Origin of the sequence: Kerstersia similis (assembly GCF_965139615.1) — a bacterium.
In the GTDB taxonomy this organism is placed as follows: domain Bacteria; phylum Pseudomonadota; class Gammaproteobacteria; order Burkholderiales; family Burkholderiaceae_B; genus Kerstersia; species Kerstersia similis.
This window is the reverse complement of record NZ_CBCSIQ010000020.1, coordinates 14,999-34,122: the sequence shown is the minus strand read 5'-3', so window position 1 is coordinate 34,122 and position 19,124 is coordinate 14,999. Positions and strand designations below refer to the sequence as shown.

The 19,124-nt window shown below is 64.4% G+C and carries 20 protein-coding genes; 6 read left to right on the top strand and 14 right to left on the bottom strand.

Going from position 1 to position 19,124, the window contains the following annotated elements; genetic code table 11:
- Positions 1–40: 40 nt before the first annotated feature.
- The 13 genes from fliR to fliF form a co-directional block, all read right to left on the bottom strand.
- Positions 41–829, bottom strand: coding sequence for a flagellar biosynthetic protein FliR (gene fliR / locus ACNA1V_RS12635; RefSeq protein ID WP_415833966.1), 789 nt, complete (start codon positions 827–829; stop codon positions 41–43).
- 18 nt (positions 830–847) lie between these two features.
- Positions 848–1,117, bottom strand: coding sequence for a flagellar biosynthesis protein FliQ (fliQ, locus tag ACNA1V_RS12630; protein WP_415833965.1), 270 nt, complete (start codon positions 1,115–1,117; stop codon positions 848–850).
- Positions 1,118–1,172: 55 nt separating this feature from the next.
- A complete protein-coding gene (gene fliP / locus ACNA1V_RS12625) occupies positions 1,173–1,919 on the bottom strand; it encodes a flagellar type III secretion system pore protein FliP (protein WP_415834002.1) in 747 nt (248 codons plus the stop codon).
- Between the two features lie 65 nt (positions 1,920–1,984).
- Positions 1,985–2,422 (bottom strand): flagellar biosynthetic protein FliO, encoded by a 438-nt coding sequence (fliO, locus tag ACNA1V_RS12620; protein ID WP_415833964.1) that lies wholly within the window; start codon positions 2,420–2,422, stop codon positions 1,985–1,987.
- Between the two features lie 2 nt (positions 2,423–2,424).
- Positions 2,425–3,030, bottom strand: a complete 606-nt coding sequence (gene fliN, locus ACNA1V_RS12615) for a flagellar motor switch protein FliN (protein ID WP_415833963.1) — start codon at positions 3,028–3,030, stop codon at positions 2,425–2,427.
- Complete coding sequence (gene fliM, locus ACNA1V_RS12610; protein ID WP_415833962.1) at positions 3,027–4,037, bottom strand: flagellar motor switch protein FliM; 1,011 nt, start codon at positions 4,035–4,037, stop codon at positions 3,027–3,029. Before fliM ends, fliN begins: the two co-directional genes overlap by 4 nt.
- A gap of 6 nt (positions 4,038–4,043) precedes the next feature.
- Positions 4,044–4,583, bottom strand: coding sequence for a flagellar basal body-associated FliL family protein (locus ACNA1V_RS12605; RefSeq protein WP_415833961.1), 540 nt, complete (start codon positions 4,581–4,583; stop codon positions 4,044–4,046).
- A 151-nt stretch (positions 4,584–4,734) separates the two neighbouring features.
- Positions 4,735–6,156, bottom strand: coding sequence for a flagellar hook-length control protein FliK (locus tag ACNA1V_RS12600; protein ID WP_415833960.1), 1,422 nt, complete (start codon positions 6,154–6,156; stop codon positions 4,735–4,737).
- Positions 6,157–6,193: 37 nt separating this feature from the next.
- Positions 6,194–6,646, bottom strand: a complete 453-nt coding sequence (gene fliJ / locus ACNA1V_RS12595; protein WP_415833959.1) for a flagellar export protein FliJ — start codon at positions 6,644–6,646, stop codon at positions 6,194–6,196.
- On the bottom strand, positions 6,639–8,081 hold the full coding sequence (fliI, locus tag ACNA1V_RS12590; RefSeq protein WP_415833958.1) for a flagellar protein export ATPase FliI: 1,443 nt from the start codon (positions 8,079–8,081) through the stop codon (positions 6,639–6,641). Before fliI ends, fliJ begins: the two co-directional genes overlap by 8 nt.
- On the bottom strand, positions 8,078–8,908 hold the full coding sequence (locus tag ACNA1V_RS12585; protein ID WP_415833957.1) for a flagellar assembly protein FliH: 831 nt from the start codon (positions 8,906–8,908) through the stop codon (positions 8,078–8,080). The genes fliI and ACNA1V_RS12585 overlap by 4 nt, the downstream gene beginning before the upstream one ends.
- Positions 8,901–9,920: a flagellar motor switch protein FliG gene (gene fliG, locus ACNA1V_RS12580; RefSeq protein WP_415833956.1), complete on the bottom strand. Its 1,020-nt coding sequence runs from the start codon at positions 9,918–9,920 to the stop codon at positions 8,901–8,903. The genes ACNA1V_RS12585 and fliG overlap by 8 nt, the downstream gene beginning before the upstream one ends.
- The gene (gene fliF, locus ACNA1V_RS12575) at positions 9,913–11,583 is read right to left on the bottom strand and encodes a flagellar basal-body MS-ring/collar protein FliF (protein WP_415833955.1); all 1,671 of its coding nucleotides are present in this window, start codon (positions 11,581–11,583) and stop codon (positions 9,913–9,915) included. The genes fliG and fliF overlap by 8 nt, the downstream gene beginning before the upstream one ends.
- Positions 11,584–11,974: 391 nt before the next feature.
- Between fliF and fliE the strand changes: the two genes are divergently transcribed.
- Together fliE and ACNA1V_RS12565 are read left to right on the top strand one after the other, a co-directional pair.
- Complete coding sequence (fliE, locus tag ACNA1V_RS12570) at positions 11,975–12,313, top strand: flagellar hook-basal body complex protein FliE (RefSeq protein ID WP_415833954.1); 339 nt, start codon at positions 11,975–11,977, stop codon at positions 12,311–12,313.
- 79 nt (positions 12,314–12,392) lie between these two features.
- Entirely contained in the window at positions 12,393–13,133 is a 741-nt protein-coding gene (locus ACNA1V_RS12565) for an RNA polymerase sigma factor FliA (RefSeq protein WP_415833953.1), read from the top strand.
- A 22-nt stretch (positions 13,134–13,155) separates the two neighbouring features.
- Here ACNA1V_RS12565 and ACNA1V_RS12560 read toward each other — a convergent pair whose 3' ends face one another.
- On the bottom strand, positions 13,156–14,103 hold the full coding sequence (locus ACNA1V_RS12560; protein WP_415833952.1) for a helix-turn-helix transcriptional regulator: 948 nt from the start codon (positions 14,101–14,103) through the stop codon (positions 13,156–13,158).
- 177 nt (positions 14,104–14,280) lie between these two features.
- Between ACNA1V_RS12560 and ACNA1V_RS12555 the strand changes: the two genes are divergently transcribed.
- Genes ACNA1V_RS12555 through ACNA1V_RS12540 form a run of 4 tightly spaced genes read left to right on the top strand, consistent with a single transcriptional unit; the run spans position 14,281 to position 19,123 of the window.
- Positions 14,281–16,305: a TonB-dependent receptor gene (locus ACNA1V_RS12555; protein ID WP_415833951.1), complete on the top strand. Its 2,025-nt coding sequence runs from the start codon at positions 14,281–14,283 to the stop codon at positions 16,303–16,305.
- Positions 16,306–16,315: 10 nt separating this feature from the next.
- Positions 16,316–17,371, top strand: coding sequence for a class I SAM-dependent methyltransferase (locus ACNA1V_RS12550; RefSeq protein WP_415833950.1), 1,056 nt, complete (start codon positions 16,316–16,318; stop codon positions 17,369–17,371).
- Positions 17,368–18,645, top strand: coding sequence for an MFS transporter (locus ACNA1V_RS12545; RefSeq protein ID WP_415833949.1), 1,278 nt, complete (start codon positions 17,368–17,370; stop codon positions 18,643–18,645). Before ACNA1V_RS12550 ends, ACNA1V_RS12545 begins: the two co-directional genes overlap by 4 nt.
- Positions 18,646–18,655: 10 nt before the next feature.
- Positions 18,656–19,123, top strand: a complete 468-nt coding sequence (locus tag ACNA1V_RS12540) for a hypothetical protein (protein WP_415833948.1) — start codon at positions 18,656–18,658, stop codon at positions 19,121–19,123.
- The last annotated feature ends 1 nt before the right edge of the window (position 19,124 follow it).

The window sequence follows — 19,124 nt, the reverse complement described above, 5'->3', positions numbered from 1 at the left end:
GTTGGCTTGATGAGGGGGGCTTGGTGGGGGCAGGGTGTGTTTAAGCGCCGGCTAGCCCTTGTACCATCCTCAACATGTGTTCCAGGCCGTTTTCGATGAGTTGGCCGAGAAAGCCGCTACTGTTGGGCAGGACTGCGAGCAAGGCCAGCAGGCCGGCGATGAGCGAGACGGGGAAGCCGACGGCGAAGACGGACATTTGCGGCGCCGTGCGGTTGAGGATGCCCAAGGCCAGGTTGATGGTGAGCAGGGCGGTGATCAAGGGCAAGGCCATGAGCAGGCCGGAGACGATGATGGCGTTGCTCCATTCGAGCAGGATTCCCCAGCCGTTGATGTCCAGCGGCGCAGCAGCCAGCGGCAGGGTTTCAAAGGAGCGCTGCAGGCCGGCGATCACCATCAGGTGGCCATCCAGTGCCAGGAATAGCAGGACGGTGATGGCGTTGAAGAGGCGCGATAGCACGGTGGTGCTGGCGCCACCGCCAGGGTCGAAGAATGTGGCGAAGGAGAGGCCCATCTGCAGGCCGACGAGTTCGCCGGCCGTGTGGACGGCAGCAAAGACGATGCGTATGCAGAGCCCCATGGCGAGGCCTATGAGTATTTGCCGCGCCATGATGGCCAGGCTGCCCCAGGAGCCGGGCGCCAGTTCGGGAAGGGGGCCGGCGCCGGGCGCCAGCGCCAGGGTGAGCGCCAAGGCCAGCGCCAGTTTGATTTTTTTGGGGATGGCAGCGTCGCCCAGGACGGGCGCGGTGAGCATGAGCGCGCCGATGCGGCAGAAGGGCAGGATGAAGGTGTGGATCCAGCCGTAGAGCTGCTCCAGCGAGAAGGCGATCATGGCCGTGCCGGATCCGGCCTATTGGGCGAATTGCGGGATGGCGCTGAACAGCTGGCGCATGTAGTCCACCAGCTGTTCGATCAGCAAGGGCCCGAGCAGAACCAGGGTGCCGCACATGGCCAGCAGTTTCGGGATGAAGGAGAGGGTCATTTCATTGATCTGCGTGGCCGCCTGGAAAATGCTGATGACCAGGCCGACCAGCAGGATGACGAGCAGCAGGGGGCCAGCCACCGATAGGGTGATTTTGATGGTTTCATAGGCCAGCGTCATTACCGCTTCGGGTGTCATGGTGTCTCCAGGGCAAGGCCGGGGCGCAGAGGCGCCGGTGGGAGGTGGGGCAGGGTCAGGGGTTGAAGCTTTGGGCCAGCGAGCCCAGCAGCAGTGTCCAGCCGTCAGCCAGGACGAATAGCATCAGCTTGAAGGGCAGGGCGATGGTGACGGGCGGCACCATCATCATGCCCAGCGCCATCAGGACGCTGGCGACAACCAGGTCGATGATCAGGAAGGGGATGAAGATGGTGAAGCCGATCTGGAAGGCGGTTTTCAGCTCACTGGTCATGAATGCCGGGATGAGGACACGCATGGGGATTTGTTCCGGGCCCTCCAGTTCAGGCAGTCCCGCCATGCCGGCAAAGAGGGAGAGGTCGTTTTCGCGGGTTTGCGCCAGCATGAATTCGCGCAGGGGCTGGGCGCCGCGTTCGACTGCGGTTTCGAAGGATATCTGGCCCGCCGAGAGCGGGGTGTAGGCCTCTTCGTAGATGCGGTCAAAGACCGGCGACATGGTGAACAGGGTCAGGAATAGCGCCAGGCCGATCAACACCTGGTTGGGCGGTGACGAGCCGGTGCCCATGGCGTTGCGCAGCAGGCCCAGGACGATGATGATGCGAGTGAAGCCGGTCATGGCCAGCAGCATGGCGGGCAGCAGGCCGATGAGCGTCAGCAGCAGCAGGGTTTGCAGGCTGAGCGAGTAGATCTGGCCGCCATCTGCGCCGGGAGAGGCCGTTAGCGCAGGCATGGCGAGGCTTTGTGCCAGCGCGGCCGGCATGGGCCAGGCCAGCCAGAGCAGCGGGGCCAGACAGAGCGCCAGCATGCGGGCACGAGACAGGCAAAGCAAAGAGGGCATGAGAGAAAGGGATGAAGGGTCCGGCAGGGCGGTCAGGGCTGGGCCGAGCGCCATTGGTTCAGTACGCGCTGGAATGCGCCGGTTTCCACCGCGGCCGTAGCCGTGGGATGTATCTTGCCCGTAAGCGTGTCGGGGGGATCAGGAAGCTCGCCGGTGGCTGTGGCACCGGTGGCTTCGGGGGGAGCGGCGGTCATTGCCGTTGTCATTGCCGTTGCGTCGGCAGGCGGCAGCGTGGCGAGGTGCTGGATGTTTTGGGGGGAGAGGCCGATCAGCATGCGTTCGCCTTCGACAGCGACCAGTACAAGTCGGTGGCGCGGGCCGAGGGCCAGGCTGGCCTGGATGCGCAAGTCGTGGCGCCGGGTTTGCTGGCCCAGCCAGCCGCTGCGGCGCGCCAGCCAGGCGGCCAGCAGGATGGCGCTGATGACGCCCAGCAAGGCGGCGATCACGCGCAGGATCGAGCCGGTTTCCATGGTCAGCGGGTTTTGTTCAGGCGGTTCAGCCTGTCTGATGGGGTGATGATGTCCGTCAGGCGGATGCCGTATTTTTCTTCCACGACGACGACTTCACCCTGGGCGATCAGAAAACCATTGACGAAAATGTCCATGGGCTCGCCAGCCAGGCCGTCGAGTTCGATGACCGAGCCTTGGCCGAGTTCCAGCAGGTTTTTGATGGTGATGCGCGTGCGCCCCAGCTCGACCGTGAGCTGTACCGGAATGTCCTTGATCAGTGCCAGGTCATTGAGCGATACGCCAGCGGTGTCGCTGAGGGCCGGGAATTCCACGCGCCGCGGCGTGGCTGTGGTGCTGGCAGTGGCGCCAGCAGTGGAGGCCGTGGCAGAGGTGGCGGCGGCTGGCGCTGCGGGTGCTGCAGGCGTGGCGGAGGCCGCCGCCCGCGCCGTGTTGGCCGCTTCACCGGCAGCCTGCTCGGCCAGTGCCTGTTCCCAGAGATCCATGCCGTCCGTGGCGTCGCTTGCGGCAGACAGGCCATCGGCCTGTGTGCCGCCCAGCGCCTGCGCCAGTTCGTCAGCCGACGGGGAGGAATTGTTCTGGCTGTTCATGGATGAGGAGTCAGTCGTCATAATGCGTCCATCTCATTCGATTCAGGGGCGGGCGGCGCGAGCATTTGTCTGACACGCAGCGCATAGCTGTTGTTGTGCCGGCCATATTCGCAGGTCATGACCGGGACATTGTTCACGCAGGCCTGAACGGTTTCCGGCATGTCCAGCGGCAGCACGTCACCTACCCGCAAGTTCAACAAGTCCTGCAATTTCAGGGGAATGTCGGCCAGGCGGGTGCTCAGCGTGACTTCGGCTTGGCGGACTTCGCGGGCCAGCAGGGAAGTCCAGCGGCGGTCGGCGGCATCCAGCGAAGCGTCTTGCAAGGGGCGGGTGAGCAGGTCGCGTATCGGTTCGATCATCGAATACGGCAGGCAGATGTGCAGGGTGCCCCCCACTGTGCCGAACTCGATGCGGAATGCACTGATCACGACGGCTTCATTGCTGTCGGTGATGCTGGCGAACTTCGTGTGCATTTCCGAACGGATGTAGTCGAAGTCTATGGGATAGACCGGTTCCCAGGATTTGCCATAGCAGTCCAGCGTCAGGCGTAGCAGTCGCTGGATGACGCGCTGTTCGGTCAAGGTGAATTCCCTGCCTTCGACGCGGGTGTGGTAGCGGCCGCTGCCGCCAAACAGGCTATCGACCACCAGAAATACCAGGCTGGGGTCAAAGACAAACAGCGCTGTGCCGCGCAGCGGCCGCATGGCAACCATGTTCAGGTTGCTGGGCACCGGCAGGTTGCGTTCGAAATCTATGTATTTCATGATGCGCAGGCTGCTGACGGAAACGTCGGCGCTGCGCCGCATGAATTGCAGCAATGCGCTGCGGATGTTGCGTCCGAAGCGTTCGTTGATGAGTTCCAGCGTCTGCATGCGCCGGCGCACGATACGGTCGGGCGAACCGAGATCGTAGGCGCGTACCGCACCGGTATCGGCCTGGCTATCCTGAGCCAGTGCGCTGGTGTCGCCGGAAACTTCGGCAACCAGCGCATCGACTTCGTCCTGCGACAGAAAAGCTTCGTAACCCATGGTTCCTTACTGCACCACGAAGTCGGTAAAGAGAACGTCGATGATCTGCTGGCCTTTGACCAGAGGCTTGAACGGCTGGCTCAGCGCGTGGGCGATTTCCTGGGCCAGACGGGTTCGCGTCCGGGTGCTGGCGATGGTTTCGGGCGATTGGTCGCTCAGGATCATCAGGACGCGGTTACGCACTTCCGGCAGGTAGCGCAGCAGCCGGTCCTTGGAGTCCTGGTCGCTCAGGCGGATGGTAATGGCCATGTGCACCAGTCGTTCCATGACGTTGTCGGACAGCGTCACGGTGAAAGGGGTCAGATCCACGAAAATCGGCAGCGGTGCGTTGGCGTCCGGGTCTTTGCCGCTGGGGGCCGCCGTGCTGGCATCCGGGCTGTCGGCAGCCGGTGTCGCCGGGGCAACCGGGTGTTCGCGGTTCACATAGAACCAGGCGCCACCTATGCCTGCGAAGGCGAACAGCACCAGCAGCAGCAAGGCCGAGATGATTTTCAGGAGCAGATTGCTTTTGCGCGGAGGAGACGTACTGGCGTCGAGATCGGGCATGGGGAAGACGGATTAAAACGCCTGGGTCTGGAGGAAGACAGTCCGGGAGCGCCTGTAGCTGCGGGCGCATGATTCCCCATTGTGCCCGAGGGGGGCGAAATTCTGCCGCTGGAACAAAGCGGGGTTTCGGCAGGTATTCGGCGCTATGGCTTCAGGCGAAAGTGTCCAGCAGCGCGTGTGGCCGAAGTATCCGCGCCGCAGCGGGGTTCTGGGCCGGCAGGGCGGCATCGCTGTCCGCAGCGAGATGAGCGGCTGCGCGTGATGAATGCGTCGAGCGCAGCGCCGCCTGGAAGAAGGCTTGCGTCTGATCATCGCCTGAGTGATCGCCGACCTGAGTGTCTGCCAGCGTCAGCCCGGCATGGGCCATGGCTTCCTGCAATTGCGGCAGTGCCGATTCAATGCTTTGGCGGACATGCGCGTGCGCCGAGTTGATCCAGGCATGAGCAATGCCATCCTGTACGGTCATCATGATGCGCAAGGGCCCGAGCGCGGCCGGGTTAAGGCTCAAGTCCATTTGCTGAACGGTGGATTGCTGCCCGGCGGCAAACTGCCCGAGGCGGATGAATTGCTGGTTCAGGGCTGCCTGCCACGCCGGGCTGTCCAGGCTGGGCGATAGCATGCCGCCGGGTAGCAGGGGCTGAGGGCCGGCCGCGTTGGCCGTCGCGATGTGGGACAGCAGCGGCGACGCTGGCAGGGCGGCGGCTTGCGGCGCAGCCGGGCTGCCCTCCGGCACGGAAAATCCGCTGTCGGTGCGTGCGCTCAGCGGTTCTGCTGCGCCGTTGCCATCGGCTCCTGTCGATTGGGCGGCCCATTCGGCCAGGAAAGCGGCAGCGGGCTGGGCTGTTGCCGGTTTGCCATCGGTGCCCAGATTGTCCGGACGTGCCGTACCTGCTTTACCGGCCTGGGCGGCGGATGTTGCTGCGGATGTGGCCGCAGATGCCGCGGGCGTGGCGGACTTCAGGGCGCCAGGGGGCATGCGCAAGGCGCCGGTTGTTCGGATGGACACACCCAGGCGCGTGCCGGCGGCCAATTGGCTGGCTTCAGTCAGGGCCGGTGCCGGGGGCAGGTTCGCCTGATCTGCCAGGGTGTTTTCTGCAGTTTCTGCTAGGGCGTCATGGGTGCTTGTTGCGCCATGCCTGTCCGCTACCGCTGCCGTGCCAGGACGGGGGGCGCCGGCACGTTGCGTTTGTGCCAGAAACAGCATGGTGCTGCGCAGCGTATCACCATCCGCTGCCGGATGCGTGTCTTCGGCGGGAAGGGGGAGCGGCCCGGCAGCCGGTTCGGCGGGGGCTTGCGCCAGCCCGGGCAGGTGATCTGCCGGGCCTTCCGAGACGGAGGGCTCGGCGTTGCCTGGCCGGGCCGAGCGTGGCGTGCCGGAAGATTCTGTCAGGCGGGGGGCGGCGGCCTCGGCACGCGCCTGTCGTTGCCGGGCCAATAGCGCGGAAAAGCTGCGGGCTTCTTCGGCACTTTGCGCGTCTTGGCGCAGGGTGTCGCTGCGCCGAGACAAGGCGGCCTGGTCACGGGTGGTTTCCAGTGCCTGATTGGCTTGTACCAGAGGAGAAAGAAGCGTCATGGGAGACCGGCGTTAGGGGTGGCAGGCGAGCCTGGGTTCAGGAGGCATAGGCTTGGGGCTGGCGCGCCAGGCGCGCCGAGTACTCATCCATGGCGCGTTGTTCCCGTCGTTGCGTCAGGCTATCTGCCGCACGTGAGCGACGCTCAGCCAGCGTGGCGTAGGCATCCAGCTTGCGCTTTTCCTCCAGCCAGCGCTGGCGCAGTTCCGTCAGTTGTTGCTGATGCGACTGCAAGAGCGAATTTTGCTGTGCAATGGCTTGATCCAGACTGTCGAGAAACGACGAATAATTGCGGTAAGTCGCTGTTTGCATGCCTTGCCCCATGCCCTGCTGCAGATTGCGCCGGTAGTCATCGCAATAGTCGTACAGCGCCTGTAGTTGCTGGCGCGCCTGGTTGTAGCGGGCCTGGGCCTGGCCGAATGCCTGCAGGGCATCGTCAACACGCTGGCGCGCCAGGTCGATCAGGGTGTCCAAAGGAGTTGGTTCAGCCATGGCGTCCTGCCTGAGCAAACAAGGCCGCCAGTGCCTGGCTTGCCTGTGGATAGGGGATGTTTTCGTTCAAGCCCTGCTGCAGATAGCGCTCCAGCAGGGGGAAACGGTTGACGGCGTCATCAAGCTGCGGATCGTGGCCAGGCACATAGGCGCCGACGGCGATCAGGTCGCGGCTGCGCTGGTAACGCGAGAACAATTGCTTGAAGCGGCGTGCGTCGGTCTGTTGCGCCGGGCTGGTGATGGCCGTCATGACACGGGAAATCGACGCTTCGATGTCGATGGCGGGATAGTGTCCGGCTTCGGCCAGGTGGCGCGACAGAACGATATGGCCGTCCAGGATGGCGCGTGCGGCATCGGCAATCGGATCCTGTTGGTCATCGCCTTCGGCCAGAACCGTGTAGAAACCGGTAATGGAACCGTGGCTGCCGCCAGCGGGCCGCGCGGCGCCGTTGCCGGCACGCTCTACCAGCGCGGGCAGGCGGGCGAAGACCGAAGGCGGGTAGCCTTTGGTGGCCGGCGGTTCGCCCACGGCCAGCGCGATTTCGCGTTGCGCCATGGCATAGCGGGTCAGCGAATCCATGATCAGCAGGACATGCTTGCCCTGGTCGCGGAAATACTCTGCGATGCGCGTAGCGTAGGCGGCGCCCTGCAGCCGCAACACCGGGGAGACGTCTGCCGGCGCGGCGATGACCACCGAACGCGCCAGACCGCTGGTGCCAAGATTGCTTTCGATGAATTCCTGCACTTCGCGTCCGCGTTCGCCGATCAGGCCGACGACAATCACATCGGCCTGGGTATAGCGCGCCATCATGCCCAGCAGCACGCTCTTGCCGACGCCGGAGCCGGCGAACAGGCCCATGCGCTGGCCCCGGCCGACGGTCAGCAAACCATTGATGCAGCGGATGCCGACATCCAGCACCTGATGAATGGGGGCCCGGTCCAGCGGGTTGATGAAGTGATGCGTCAGCGTGCTGCGCGGGGCATCCTGCAATGAACCCTTGCCGTCCAGCGGCGTGCCCGCGCCATCCAGCACACGCCCCAGCAGCATATCGCCCACCGGCAGCTGGCGTGCGGCATGGCTGGTGCCGGGGCTGTCGGCTTCGCCTGGCGGCAGCGCCGTGACCGGGCGGCGGGGCAGGGCCAGCGGCCGCACCAGCGCGCCCGGCATGATGCCGGCAATATCCTGCAGGGGCATCAGATACAGGGTCTGGCCGTCAAAGCCGACCACTTCTGCTTCAATCCCGCCATTTGCATCTTGCTCATGCGCGATGGTGACAGCGGCGCCGACTGGCAGTTTCAAGCCGGTGGCCTGCAGCACCAGACCGACGGCACGGGTAATGCGCCCCAGCGTTTGCCAGGGGGGGCAATGCCGGATGCGCTGCCGCGCGCGCTGCAGCTGGTCCCGCCAGGGGGGGCTGTCAGGCGGCAAGGTCATGGTTGGGGGCCCGGCGGGGTGCCGGTCGTGTGCAAGGGATGCCCGGCGGGATCAGGCAGCGGGCCGGCGGCAGGTGCCTGGCGGTCGTCCCAGCCATGCTGGACGCCCAGTGCAGCGGCGTGCTGTTGCCAACGGGCGCGCAAGGTGGCGTCTATCGCTCCCAGCCGGGTTTCGACCAGACAGTCGCCTGTATGCAGCGCCGGGTCGGCAATCAGCTGGCACGCCGTTGCGCCCAGTTCGGCCGTCAGCTGGCTTTGTACCAGGGCGCAATCCTCGGGCTGCAAACGCAGCGCCACCAAGGGCTGTTGCGGATGCAGGGCCAGCACTTCACGTACCAGGGGCAGGATGGCGTCCGGGCGCTGGTTCAATTCTGCCCGTACGATATCCCTGGCGATATCCATGGCCAGCAGCACCAACGCATCGCCCACTTCCCGGTCCAACCGGGCCATGGCCGTGCCTGCCTGGGCGACGAGGGTTTGCAGGCGTTGGTGCAAGGCGGTGTTTTCCGCGAGCTGCCGGGCCAGCGCTTCGGCGTGTCCTTGTTGCCGTCCATCCTCCAGGCCGCGGGCCAGGCCGTCGCGGCGCCCGGCTTCCAGTCCTTGCGCGTAACCCAGCTCATGACCCTGCCGTTCGGCCTGTTCGCGCCATTGGGCGATCAAGGCGCGTGGGTCCACTTCTTCCGGTGGTGGCGGTGTCGTGGCGGTAGCGGGGCGGGCTGCCGGGTGGTCGGTGCCCGTGTCGGCCTCCGCTTCCAGGGCGGCGACCTGCCAGCGCTGCCAGGCCCGCCCACGCGGGGCGGCGGGAATGGGTGGTTCTTGCTCAGACATAGGCATCGTTGCCTTGCGTGCCCAGCGCGATCAGGCCATCTTCGGCCAGACGCTTGGCAACAGCCAGGATCTTCTTCTGCTCAGCTTCGACTTGCGACATGCGTATCGGGCCTTGCAGCTCGATATCCTCGCGCAGCATTTGCGCGGCGCGCACCGACATATTGCTGAGGAACTTGTCGCGCACATCTTCCGGCGCCCCCTTGAGGGCGATGGTCAGGACTTCGCTTTCGATTTCCTTCAGCAAGGTCTGGACGCTGCGGTCATCCATGTCCAGCAGGTTTTCGAAGACGAACATTTCATCGACGATGCGCTGGGCCAGGTCGCTGTCGCGCTCGCGCAGCGTATCGACGATGGATTTCTCGTCGCTGGTACTCATCATATTGAGGATTTCCGCTGCCGTACGCACCCCACCCATATTGCTGCGCTTGGCGCCCTGGCCGCTCAGCATGGTGCTGAGCGTGGTGGTCAGCTCTGCCAGCGCAGCCGGCTGTACGCCGCCGAAGGTGGCGATGCGCAGCATGACATCCGTACGCAGCCGTGCCGGCAGGAAATTCAGAATGGCAGCCGAACGGTCGCGTTTCAGGTGCACCAGAATCGTGGCAATGATCTGCGGATGTTCGCCGCCGATCAGTTCAGCCACCACCGAGGCATCCATCCAGTTCAGGGTGTCTATGCCACTACTGGTGCTGCTGACTTCCAGAATATCGTCGATGATGCCGGCGGCGCGTTCGCTGCCCAGCGCCTTGGTCAGCACGGCGCGGATATAGTCATCCGAACCGATGGAGACAGCCAGGAACTGCTCGGCATCCTCGCGAAAACTGCTCAGGGTCGTGTTGACATCCTGGCGGGAAATCTGCTTCAGGTTGGCAATTGCTGCGCCCAGTTCCTGCACTTCCGCGCCTTGCAGGTGGCGGAATACTGCGGCGGCCGAATCTTCACCCAGCGACAGCATCAGGATGGCGCTTTTCTGCAGGCCGCTGAGTTCGGTGTCTTGCGTCACGGTATCAGCCATTTTTCCCTTCCATCCAGGCGCGGATGATCATGGCCACGGCGCGCGGATCCTTCTGGGCGAGTTCTCGGGCCGCGGCCAGATTTTTTTCATGGCTTTGCTTTTCTGCATGCAACTGCTGCTCACGCAGGGCGGCGTTCTGTGCTTCCTGTATCTGCTGTATTTGCGTTTCGCTGGGCGCGGCGCTGGCCACGGCCGGATTGGACGCTGGCGCCTGGCGCTGGGCCAGTATCGGGCGGATCACTGCACGCCAGGCGAACAGCGCCAGCAGGAAATAGAACAGGTATTGCAACATGGAACGGCCCAGGTCCAGGTAGAACGGATCGCGCCAGAAGGGCGTTTCTTCAGCCTGTACCAGCGTTTCATTGAAGGGGCTGTTGGCCAGGCTGACGGTATCGCCACGCGCTTCGTTGTAGCCCACGGCTTCACGGACGATGCCCTCAAGCTTGGCCATATCCTCAGGGCTCAAGGCTTGGGGCACGCCCTGAGCGTCGGGCAGGTAATTCAGTACGACAGCGACCGACAGGCGCCGGATTTCACCTGCGGGCGTACGGACATGCTCGATCGTGCGGTCCACCTCGTAATTGACGGTTTCTTCGGCGCTGGATTGAGCAGGGGCGGCCGGTCTGGCCGTCTCTGCCGGTGTTGCGGCGTTGTCTTGCGCCGGCGCATTGATCGGGGCGACGGCTGCCGGTGCGGGCTGGTTGCTGAGTGCCCCCGGCGGCCCGCCGGCAGGCGCCAGCCCGGTCTGTTCGCGGCGATTGCTTTGCCGGCTGCGGACGGCGCCCTCGTTGGGTGCCTGATTCGGACGATAGGTTTCCGAGGTCTGCTCGCGGCGCGACACGTCCAGGTCTGCTGAAACCCGTGCATGCACGTTGCCGTTGCCCAGCAAGGGGGTCAGCAGGGCCAGAATGCGTTCTTCCGCGCGCTGTTCAATCTGGCGCGCGCGGCGCTGCTGGTCGGCATCAAACCCGAATTCCTCGCCCTGCGGCGTGGACAGCAGGCGGCCGCCCTGATCCACCACGGAAATGTCTTCCGCGCTGAGATTCGGCACGCTGGAGGCCAGCAGCCAGGTAATGGCAGTGACCTGGGCATGGTCGATCTGACGGCCAGGGTAGAGCGTTAGCAGCACCGAAGCGGTCGGCTTTTGCCTGTCCCGGACAAACAGCGATTGACGCGGCAGCGCCAGATGCACACGGGCGCGTTCGACGGCATAAAGCGATTCGATCGAACGTGCCAGTTCGCCTTCCAGGCCGCGCTGATAGCTGACCTGTTCGCTGAACTGGCTGGCGCCGAAACGGGGGTTGTCCAGCAACTCGAAGCCGACCGAGCCCCCTCTGGGCAAGCCCTGGGCAGCCAGGGACAGGCGCGTTTCGTGGACTTTCTCGGCAGGCACCAGCAGTGCCGTGCCCGCTTCATTGAAACGGTAGGGGACATTCATCTGCGTGAGCGCCGTCACGATGGCCCCGCCGTCACGTTCTTCCAGATTGGAAAACAGGACACGGTACTCCGGGCCACGCGACCACAGCAGGGCAACTGCCAGCAAGGCAATCGCCAGGGCGCCTGCCGCCAGCAGCGCCGGCTTGGGCAGACGAGCCAGGAAGGCCAGTTGTGGAAAGCGGGTGAAAAAACCGGACTGGCGAGCCGGGACGGCGTCTTGGCTCATGCGGGCAGTCCTTGCGGGCGGGCGGTGCAGGCCGATGGCAGCGGCAGCAGGATTCTCGACAAAAATACGGGTTGCGGCACGAGGCGGACCTCTATATTCAAGCTGGGGATTATCGCTGTCGGCAGTAGGGTAATAAACGCGGAAAAGGCACCGTTTTTGGCGCTAATCAATTTTTGCTGCGCACCCTCTTTGATCGGTAAACCCGCATGTATCAAGGTTTTCGACGGGGTCGGGACATAGCCCGGAGACAGGCTGCCGCCCTGGCTGCCACGCTGCGTCTGCCGGCGTTATCTGCTATTGTGTTTTGGCTATTTCCCGCGGTGGGCAGCGCGGCTGCCTGGCGTCCATGACCGCGCGCAATCCTTGCGCCGGGGTTCAAAAGGTTGTCTGAATGGCCATGGTGCAGATGTCCGGAGTCGAGCAATTGTTGTCCAGCATGCGCGAGCTTGCCCGCGCCGCAGGCGCTGCGCCCACGACCGAGCTGCATGCGCCGGGCGCAGCCAGGGAAAGCGGTTTTGCGCAGGAGCTGCAACGCTCGCTGGCGCGGGTGTCGTCCATGCAGGAAAGCGCCAATCAGCAGGCGCAAGCCTACGAGGCCGGCCAGCCTGGCATTGCGCTCAATGATGTCATGCTGGACATGCAAAAGGCGGGCATCGCTTTTCAGATGACGGTACAGGTACGCAACCGCTTCGTTGCGGCCTACCAGGAAATCTCCAGCATGCCGGTCTGAAGCGGCGGGTTGCCCGCTAAATGTCTGATGCTCCCCCGCGCCCAGGCGGAGCCGGCGTTCATGGTCGCTAGGCGTGTCATTGAAAGAATCGGAACTCATCGAACAGTATTTGCCCCTGATCCGGCGGATTGCGCTGCGCCTGCTGGCGCGCCTGCCGGCGTCGGTGGAGCTGGATGACCTGATACAGGCAGGCAGCATGGGCCTGCTCGATGCCGTGCGCAAATACCGGAAAATGCCGCATGCCCAATTTGCCACCTATGCGACCCAACGCATCCGTGGGGCCATGATGGACGAATTGCGCGGCATGGATTGGCTGTCACGTGGCGTACGCGAAAAAGCGCGCCGCATCGAGGATGCCATGCGCAGCGTCGAGGCCCGCACCGGGCAGGCGGCGACCGAGGCGGCCATGGCCGAGGAATTGGGCGTCAGCCTGCCGCAGTACCATGAAATGCTGCAAGACGCCCATGGCGCGCAACTGGTGTATGCGGAAGACCTGGCTCATGGCCCGGAGGAATTCGGCCATGACTGGATTTTTTCCGACCAGGGCCGGGCCAATCCGCTCAATGCCATGATGCAGGCCGATTTCCGCACGGTGCTCATCGACGCGCTGGAACGATTGCCGGAACGGGAAAAGCTGTTGCTATCCTTGCTCTACCAGGAAGACTTGAACCTCAAGGAAGTGGCGCTGATCCTGGGAGTGACCGAAGGGCGGGTCTGCCAGCTGCGCACGCAAGCCATGGCCCGCATACGCGCTTTCATGGCCGGCCGCGACTGGGACCGCCGCGACGAAGCCTTGGCAGACGAACGCCTGCTGGGTTGATGGCAGACAGTGTTGCCGGGTATCAGCGGCGTGCCTTGCCCGTATGGGCCACGCTTTTTGGAGCATGGCCGTAGTAGCGTTCGAAGGCCGTACTGAAGCTCGACAGATGTTGATAGCCGACCTGATAGGCGGCTGTTGAGACGCGGGCCCCTGTTTCCAGCAATTCCCTGGCTTTTTCCATCCTGATGGCGGTTAGCAGGCGGTAGGGACTGGTGTCGAACAATTCCCTGAAACCCTGCTTGAGCTTGAAATCATTGGTGCCGACAGTCGTGCTCAGATAGGCGATGGTGAGCGGTTTCGCATATTCCTTGAGCAGGATGTCTCGCGCGCGCAGGATTTTTTCCTGGTCGTCCGGGCTCAGCCTCGACGCTGGCGTGCTGGCGGGAATCAGCGGCCGGGTCTGTTCCGCCAACAGGCCGAGCGCCGCGATCTGCAGTTCCAGCCTGCCGGCATTGCGGCGGTGCAGATGCAGCAGCGTATGCGCCAGTTGCTGGGTCGCGCCGTTGTCCTTGCTGAAGGAAATATGGCGGAAACGGTGCTGTGTGCCGACGCCGTCAAGCAGATGCTCCAGCTGAAAGCGTTGCAGCAGGGCTTCATTGGCAATCAGGCGCAATTGGCGGACCGGCCGGTTGGCCGAAAAGCGGCGTTCCCCACGGCCGCTGGACAGCGCGGCCAGCGTGCTGTGGCCGGCCACGAAGTCGAAGCGCTGGCCGTCGCCGCCCAGGATGCTGGATTCGCCTTCCAGCGCCACCACAATGGTCAGCACCCGGTTTTCACGCTCGATGGCGCTGGTCTCCAACAGGTCGCGTCGGGGGTGATAGTGGGTATAGGCCAGGGCCAGGCCATCGTCGATCTGGCAGATATCGTTGATGCACTCGCCCAATTCACCTGGCAACCGGGAGCGCAGCCAGGCGCCCTGGCGCAGGCGTACCGGCGCGGGAATATCCGCTGCGTTCAGACGGTAGATCATGCTCGCCCCCTGTTGATCCGGCTGGCGCCATATTGGCGGCCTGAGCCTGGCTCCTGAATGCCGAAGAAAGAATCCAGTTCGCCAAAATATTGAATGAAATCCATTCTCGAGTGCGAATTATAGTGGCCGGGAAGGTCATTGGGCGCTTCCTGCCCGGCTCTCTTTCCAGGTTATGACATGAAATTCGAATCCCGTGCGCTGGGGTGCGCCCTCCGGCTTGCCCTGCCTGTATTCACCCTGCCCGCCATGGCTGTTGCCGCTGACGCCTCCGTGGAAAACACGGGGGCGGGCGTGGCGGCGTTGCCTGCCATCACCGTCAGTTCGGACAAAGTCGAGCGGCCGATAGAGCAGGTGCCTGCCAGCGTCGCCGTGATTGACGGCGTCGAACTGGAGCAATCAGGCATTACCAGCATGGAGCAGCTCGAAGGCAGGGTGGCGGGCCTGTCGTTCCAGCCTTTCGGGCAACCCGGCATGAAGGCGCCGGTCATGCGCGGCCTGACCGCCAGCATTCACTCGTTCTCCACCTCGGTGCTGATGCTGGTCGATGGCGTGCCGACGCTGACTGCGCAGGGCTATGAAAATAGCTTCCTGGACCTGGACCGCATCGAAGTGTTGCGCGGTCCCCAATCCACGCTGTATGGCCGCAATGCCGAATCCGGCGTGATTTCCTTTTACACGCAGCCTATGGACAATACGCCGCGCGCCAGCGTGACGGCTGACCTGGGTAACCATGACAGGCGCGCCATGCGCTTTTCGCTCAGCCAGCCGCTGGTCGAAGACACGCTGTATGCCAGCCTGTCGGGTTCTTGGCTGAAGCAGGGCGGCTTCATTCGCAATACCTACAGCGGCGGCAAGGAAGACAAGCGCGACCACAAGGATTTGAATCTCGGCCTGCGCTGGACGCCCTCGGCCGCCACGGACGTGGTGCTGCGCTATGTCAGGCAGGATTATGACGACGGCGCGGCCCTGTGGGGCAATGTTGGTACGCCCCGGGCGGAGGTCGAATCCGGCACGCCCAGCTGGAACCGGTCGTTGGGGCAGACGGTTTCGCTCAATGCCTCGCATGTGTTGGCGTCCGGGCTGCGCCTGCGTTCCATCACGGCCTACAACCATTTCCGTGACAAGATCCAGCAGGATACCGACTTCATGCCGGTAGAAACGCTGTATATCGGCCGCGACAACAAGCTGGGAACCTGGTCGCAGGAATTCCGCATGGAAGGCAATCTGGGCCGCGCAGATTGGCTGGTCGGCGTGTATGGCGACCAGAGCGACAACAATCTGCGCAACTTCACCAAGCGTGGCCCGATGTTCCTCAATTACCGCGCCAAGCTGAAAACGCAATCCCTGGCGCTGTTCACGAACTGGAACGTGCCGCTGGACGATGCCTGGAGCGTGTCGGCAGGCGGGCGAATCGAGCGGAACTCGGCAGAAGTGCGCCCCGATAGCGGCGTGCGGAAAAAAGAGGACTGGACCCACTTTTCTCCCAAGCTGGCCTTGCAGTACCAGATCAATCCTGAGCACCAGTGGTATGCCAGCGTGAGCCGCGGTATCCGCGCCGGTGGCTACAACATCTTTGTTTCCGCGCTGGATTACCCATCCTACGACCCTGAGGAAAACTGGTCCTATGAAACCGGTCTCAAGGGCTGGGCGCTGGAAAAACGCCTGCGCTACTCGATGGCGGCGTACATCATGAAGGTCGATAACATGCAGGTGCAGATGCAGCCGGCGCCCGGCGTGATCTACACCGCCAGCGCTGCCAGGGCGACCTCCAAGGGCCTGGAACTGGACATGGACTACCTGCTGGGCAGCAACTGGCGCCTGACCGGAGGCATGGCCTGGAACCGCACCACGTTCGACAGCTTCGAGGATGGCGCGGCGAATTACGCGGGCAATGACAACAACTTCGCACCCCGGATGACCGGGCATGTCGGCGTTCGCTACGACGCGCCGCAGGGCTGGTACGCCCAGGCCAGCCTGGTGGGCAGCAGCAAGATCTACCTGGATGCTGCCAACCAGTACCGGCGCAATGGCTATGGCCTGGTCAACCTGGTGGCGGGCTACCAGCGTGGCGACTGGGAAATTGCCGCCTACGTCAACAACCTGGCCGACAAAACCTACGATGCTGCGGGCTACCAGGGGGGGTACGTCACCATCTACAGCCCGCCGCGCGAAATCGGCGCGCGCCTGACCTGGCGCATGTGAGGGGTGGGTCATGAGTTTTCATACCCCACACCCCTTGCAACCGTTCTGGAACATCGCCGCAGCGCCCATGCAGGCCCAGGCGCTGGAACAGGCCATCGCACACGATCTGTTCATGCGCCTGCGGCAGCCGCTCACAGCCGATGCCCTGGCCGGGCAGCTGGGCCTGGACCCTGCCGCGACGGCAGTGTGGCTGGACCTGCTGTGGAGCATGGAATTGCTGGAGCGCCTGCGGCCCGCCGCATCGGCAACACCTGCCGCTGCGCCTGTACCGGCCTATGTGGCATCGGCACTGGCGAAGCGCTTTTTCAGTGATGCATCGCCGGACAACTGCGCGCAGGCCTGGCGCTACCGCAACCGTTTCCTGGCGCGTTTTGCCAGTCAATGGGAGGCTTTGCTGCGTGATGGCCTTCAGGGGCAACCGGCGCCTGCCAAGCCTGACCAGGGCGGAACCAGCTGGGCGCAGGCGGCCCGTGAACAGATCGGGCAGGAACAACTGGCCGTTACCGTGCCGGCCGTGCTGCGCCTGCTGCCAGCCTTGCCGGCATTGCCGCCTGGCGGGCATCTGCTGGATTTCGGTGGCGGGCCGGGCCATGTCGGCATCGCGCTGGCGCAGCACCTGCCTGGCTGGCAAGGCACTGTTTGCGACCAGCCCGGCACGGCCGCAGTTGCCCGCGAAAATATCGCCCAGGCCGGGCTGGGTGATCGGATGACTGCCTTGGGTTGCGACCTGGATACCGATGCGATCGGCAGCGCTTATGGTCTGATCTGGTGCTCTGCCGTACTGCATTTCCTGCGCGATCCGCAGCAGGCGGTGTGCAAAATGTTCGGTGCGCTGGCGCCGGGCGGCTGGCTGGTGCTGGCGCACGCGGAACTGCCGGACGACGCACAGGCGGCAGCGCAGGTGTTGCCGTTCTATGGCACGGTGATGCTGCGCGGCAACCGGTTGCCACAGGCGGGTGATATCCCGCACTGGCTGGCGCAGGCTGGATGCACAGACATCCATACGCTGGGCCGGACGGATTTCCCCATGGCGCCGGTGTGGCTGCATCTGGGGCGCAAGGCATGAGTCGTTCCTGGTGGCCGCAGCAATTGCTGCTGGGTTGGCTCAACCTGATGCTGACCGCACCGATGATCTACCTGTTCGTCGGTTTGCCGCTGGTGATGCGCCAGCATGGCTGGAGCGGCACGGAAATCGGCATGATACAGATGGCTGGCTTGCCGGCCATGCTCAAGTTCGTGCTGGCCACGCCGGTCGATCGCTGGCGGCTGGGGCGGGATACCGCCAGCTACCGAAACTGGGCCGTCCTGCTGGGCTTGGCCTACGCTGCCGCCCTGTTGCTGCTGGGCCTTAACGATTTGCAGCACACCTCCTACCTGGCGCTGTTTGCGCTGGCCATGCTGGTCAGCCTGTGCGGCACCTGGGCGGACGTACCCGTCAACGCGCTGGCGATACGCATTCTGCCGGAATCCGAGCGCATGCGCGCAGGCGCGATACGGTCGGCTGCGACATCGCTGGGCGCCATCGTGGGCGGCGGCCTGATGCTGATGCTGCAGGCTCGCGCTGGCTGGGGCTGGCCTTTCTTCGCGCTGGCCGCAGGCATGCTGGCAGCGGTGCTGCTGGTGCCCTGGCTGCGGTCCAGGGGAGGGCAGGGCGTGACGGCGGGCCCGCCGCCAGCCCTGGCAGGCCTGCGGGAATGGCTGTCCTGGTTTGCGCTGCCGCAGCACCGAGCCTGGGCCGTATTGCTGGTGCTTTATTACCCGCTGATCGGTGCCGTATGGGTTTATCTCAAGCCCCTGATGCTGGACATGGGCTTCGCGCCCGAGCATATCGCCCTGACCATCGGTGTGGCCGGCGGCCTGGTGGCCGCCATTGCCAGCATGGCTGGCAGCCGGGTATCGCGGCGCAGCGGGGCGCGTCAGGCGCTGGTCTGGTTTGCTGTGGGCAATGTGCTGGCCCTGGGCTTGCTGGGCGGTGCGGTGTGGTTCCAGGCGGGGCCCGGCATGCTGGTCGGCGCGGCCATGGCGGTGGCGCTGATGATGGGCGCATCGGCCGGCCTGGTATTCGGCCTGATGATGTATCACGCCCGCACCGGCCTGGCGGCGCTCGATTACGGCCTGCAGTCCAGCCTGTTCGTGATCGGCCGCACCACCGTGCCCATGCTGGCTGGCGTCCTGCTGGATGCCTGCGGCTATCCCGGCATGCTGTTCGGCTTGATGGCGGGCCTGTGCCTGGTGACCGGGCTGGCGGTGTCGCTACGCCACAGGATCTTCGTCTATGGCGAGGACCCTTCCGGCGTTGCGCGGCGTTGTCCAGCCTCAGCGATCAAATCACTGCATTGAAGGTAACTCCATGATGGAACATGAAATTTCATGCTGGCCGCTGGCCTTGTCGGTTTCGCAGGGCGCACCGAGCCTGGACGACTTGCGTGGCTATTCGGCCGCCTGGAACGCGTGGTTGGATCGCCAGCAACGCTTTGCGACATTGCGCGTGCTGCTCGACAGCGCCGCGCATGTTCATCCGCCAGGCGGGGCCAGGGAACGCAAAGACTGGCTGGCGGCCAATGGCGCACGGCTGCGGGCGCAAGTCATCGGGATGGCGACGGTCGCACCGGCGGACGTCGTGGCACAGATGAACCGGGTCAAGACGGAACGCCTGTTCGGCGTTCCGGCGCAGGCCTTCGACAGCCTGGATGCTGCGCTGGCGTGGCTGTTGCCCCTGCTGGAGCAGGCGATTCCCGGCCACGATGGCGTGGCGGTGAAGCAGCAGGTGCAGGCATGGCAACAGCGCATCGGCGCATTGACGGCTGACGCCCGGTAAG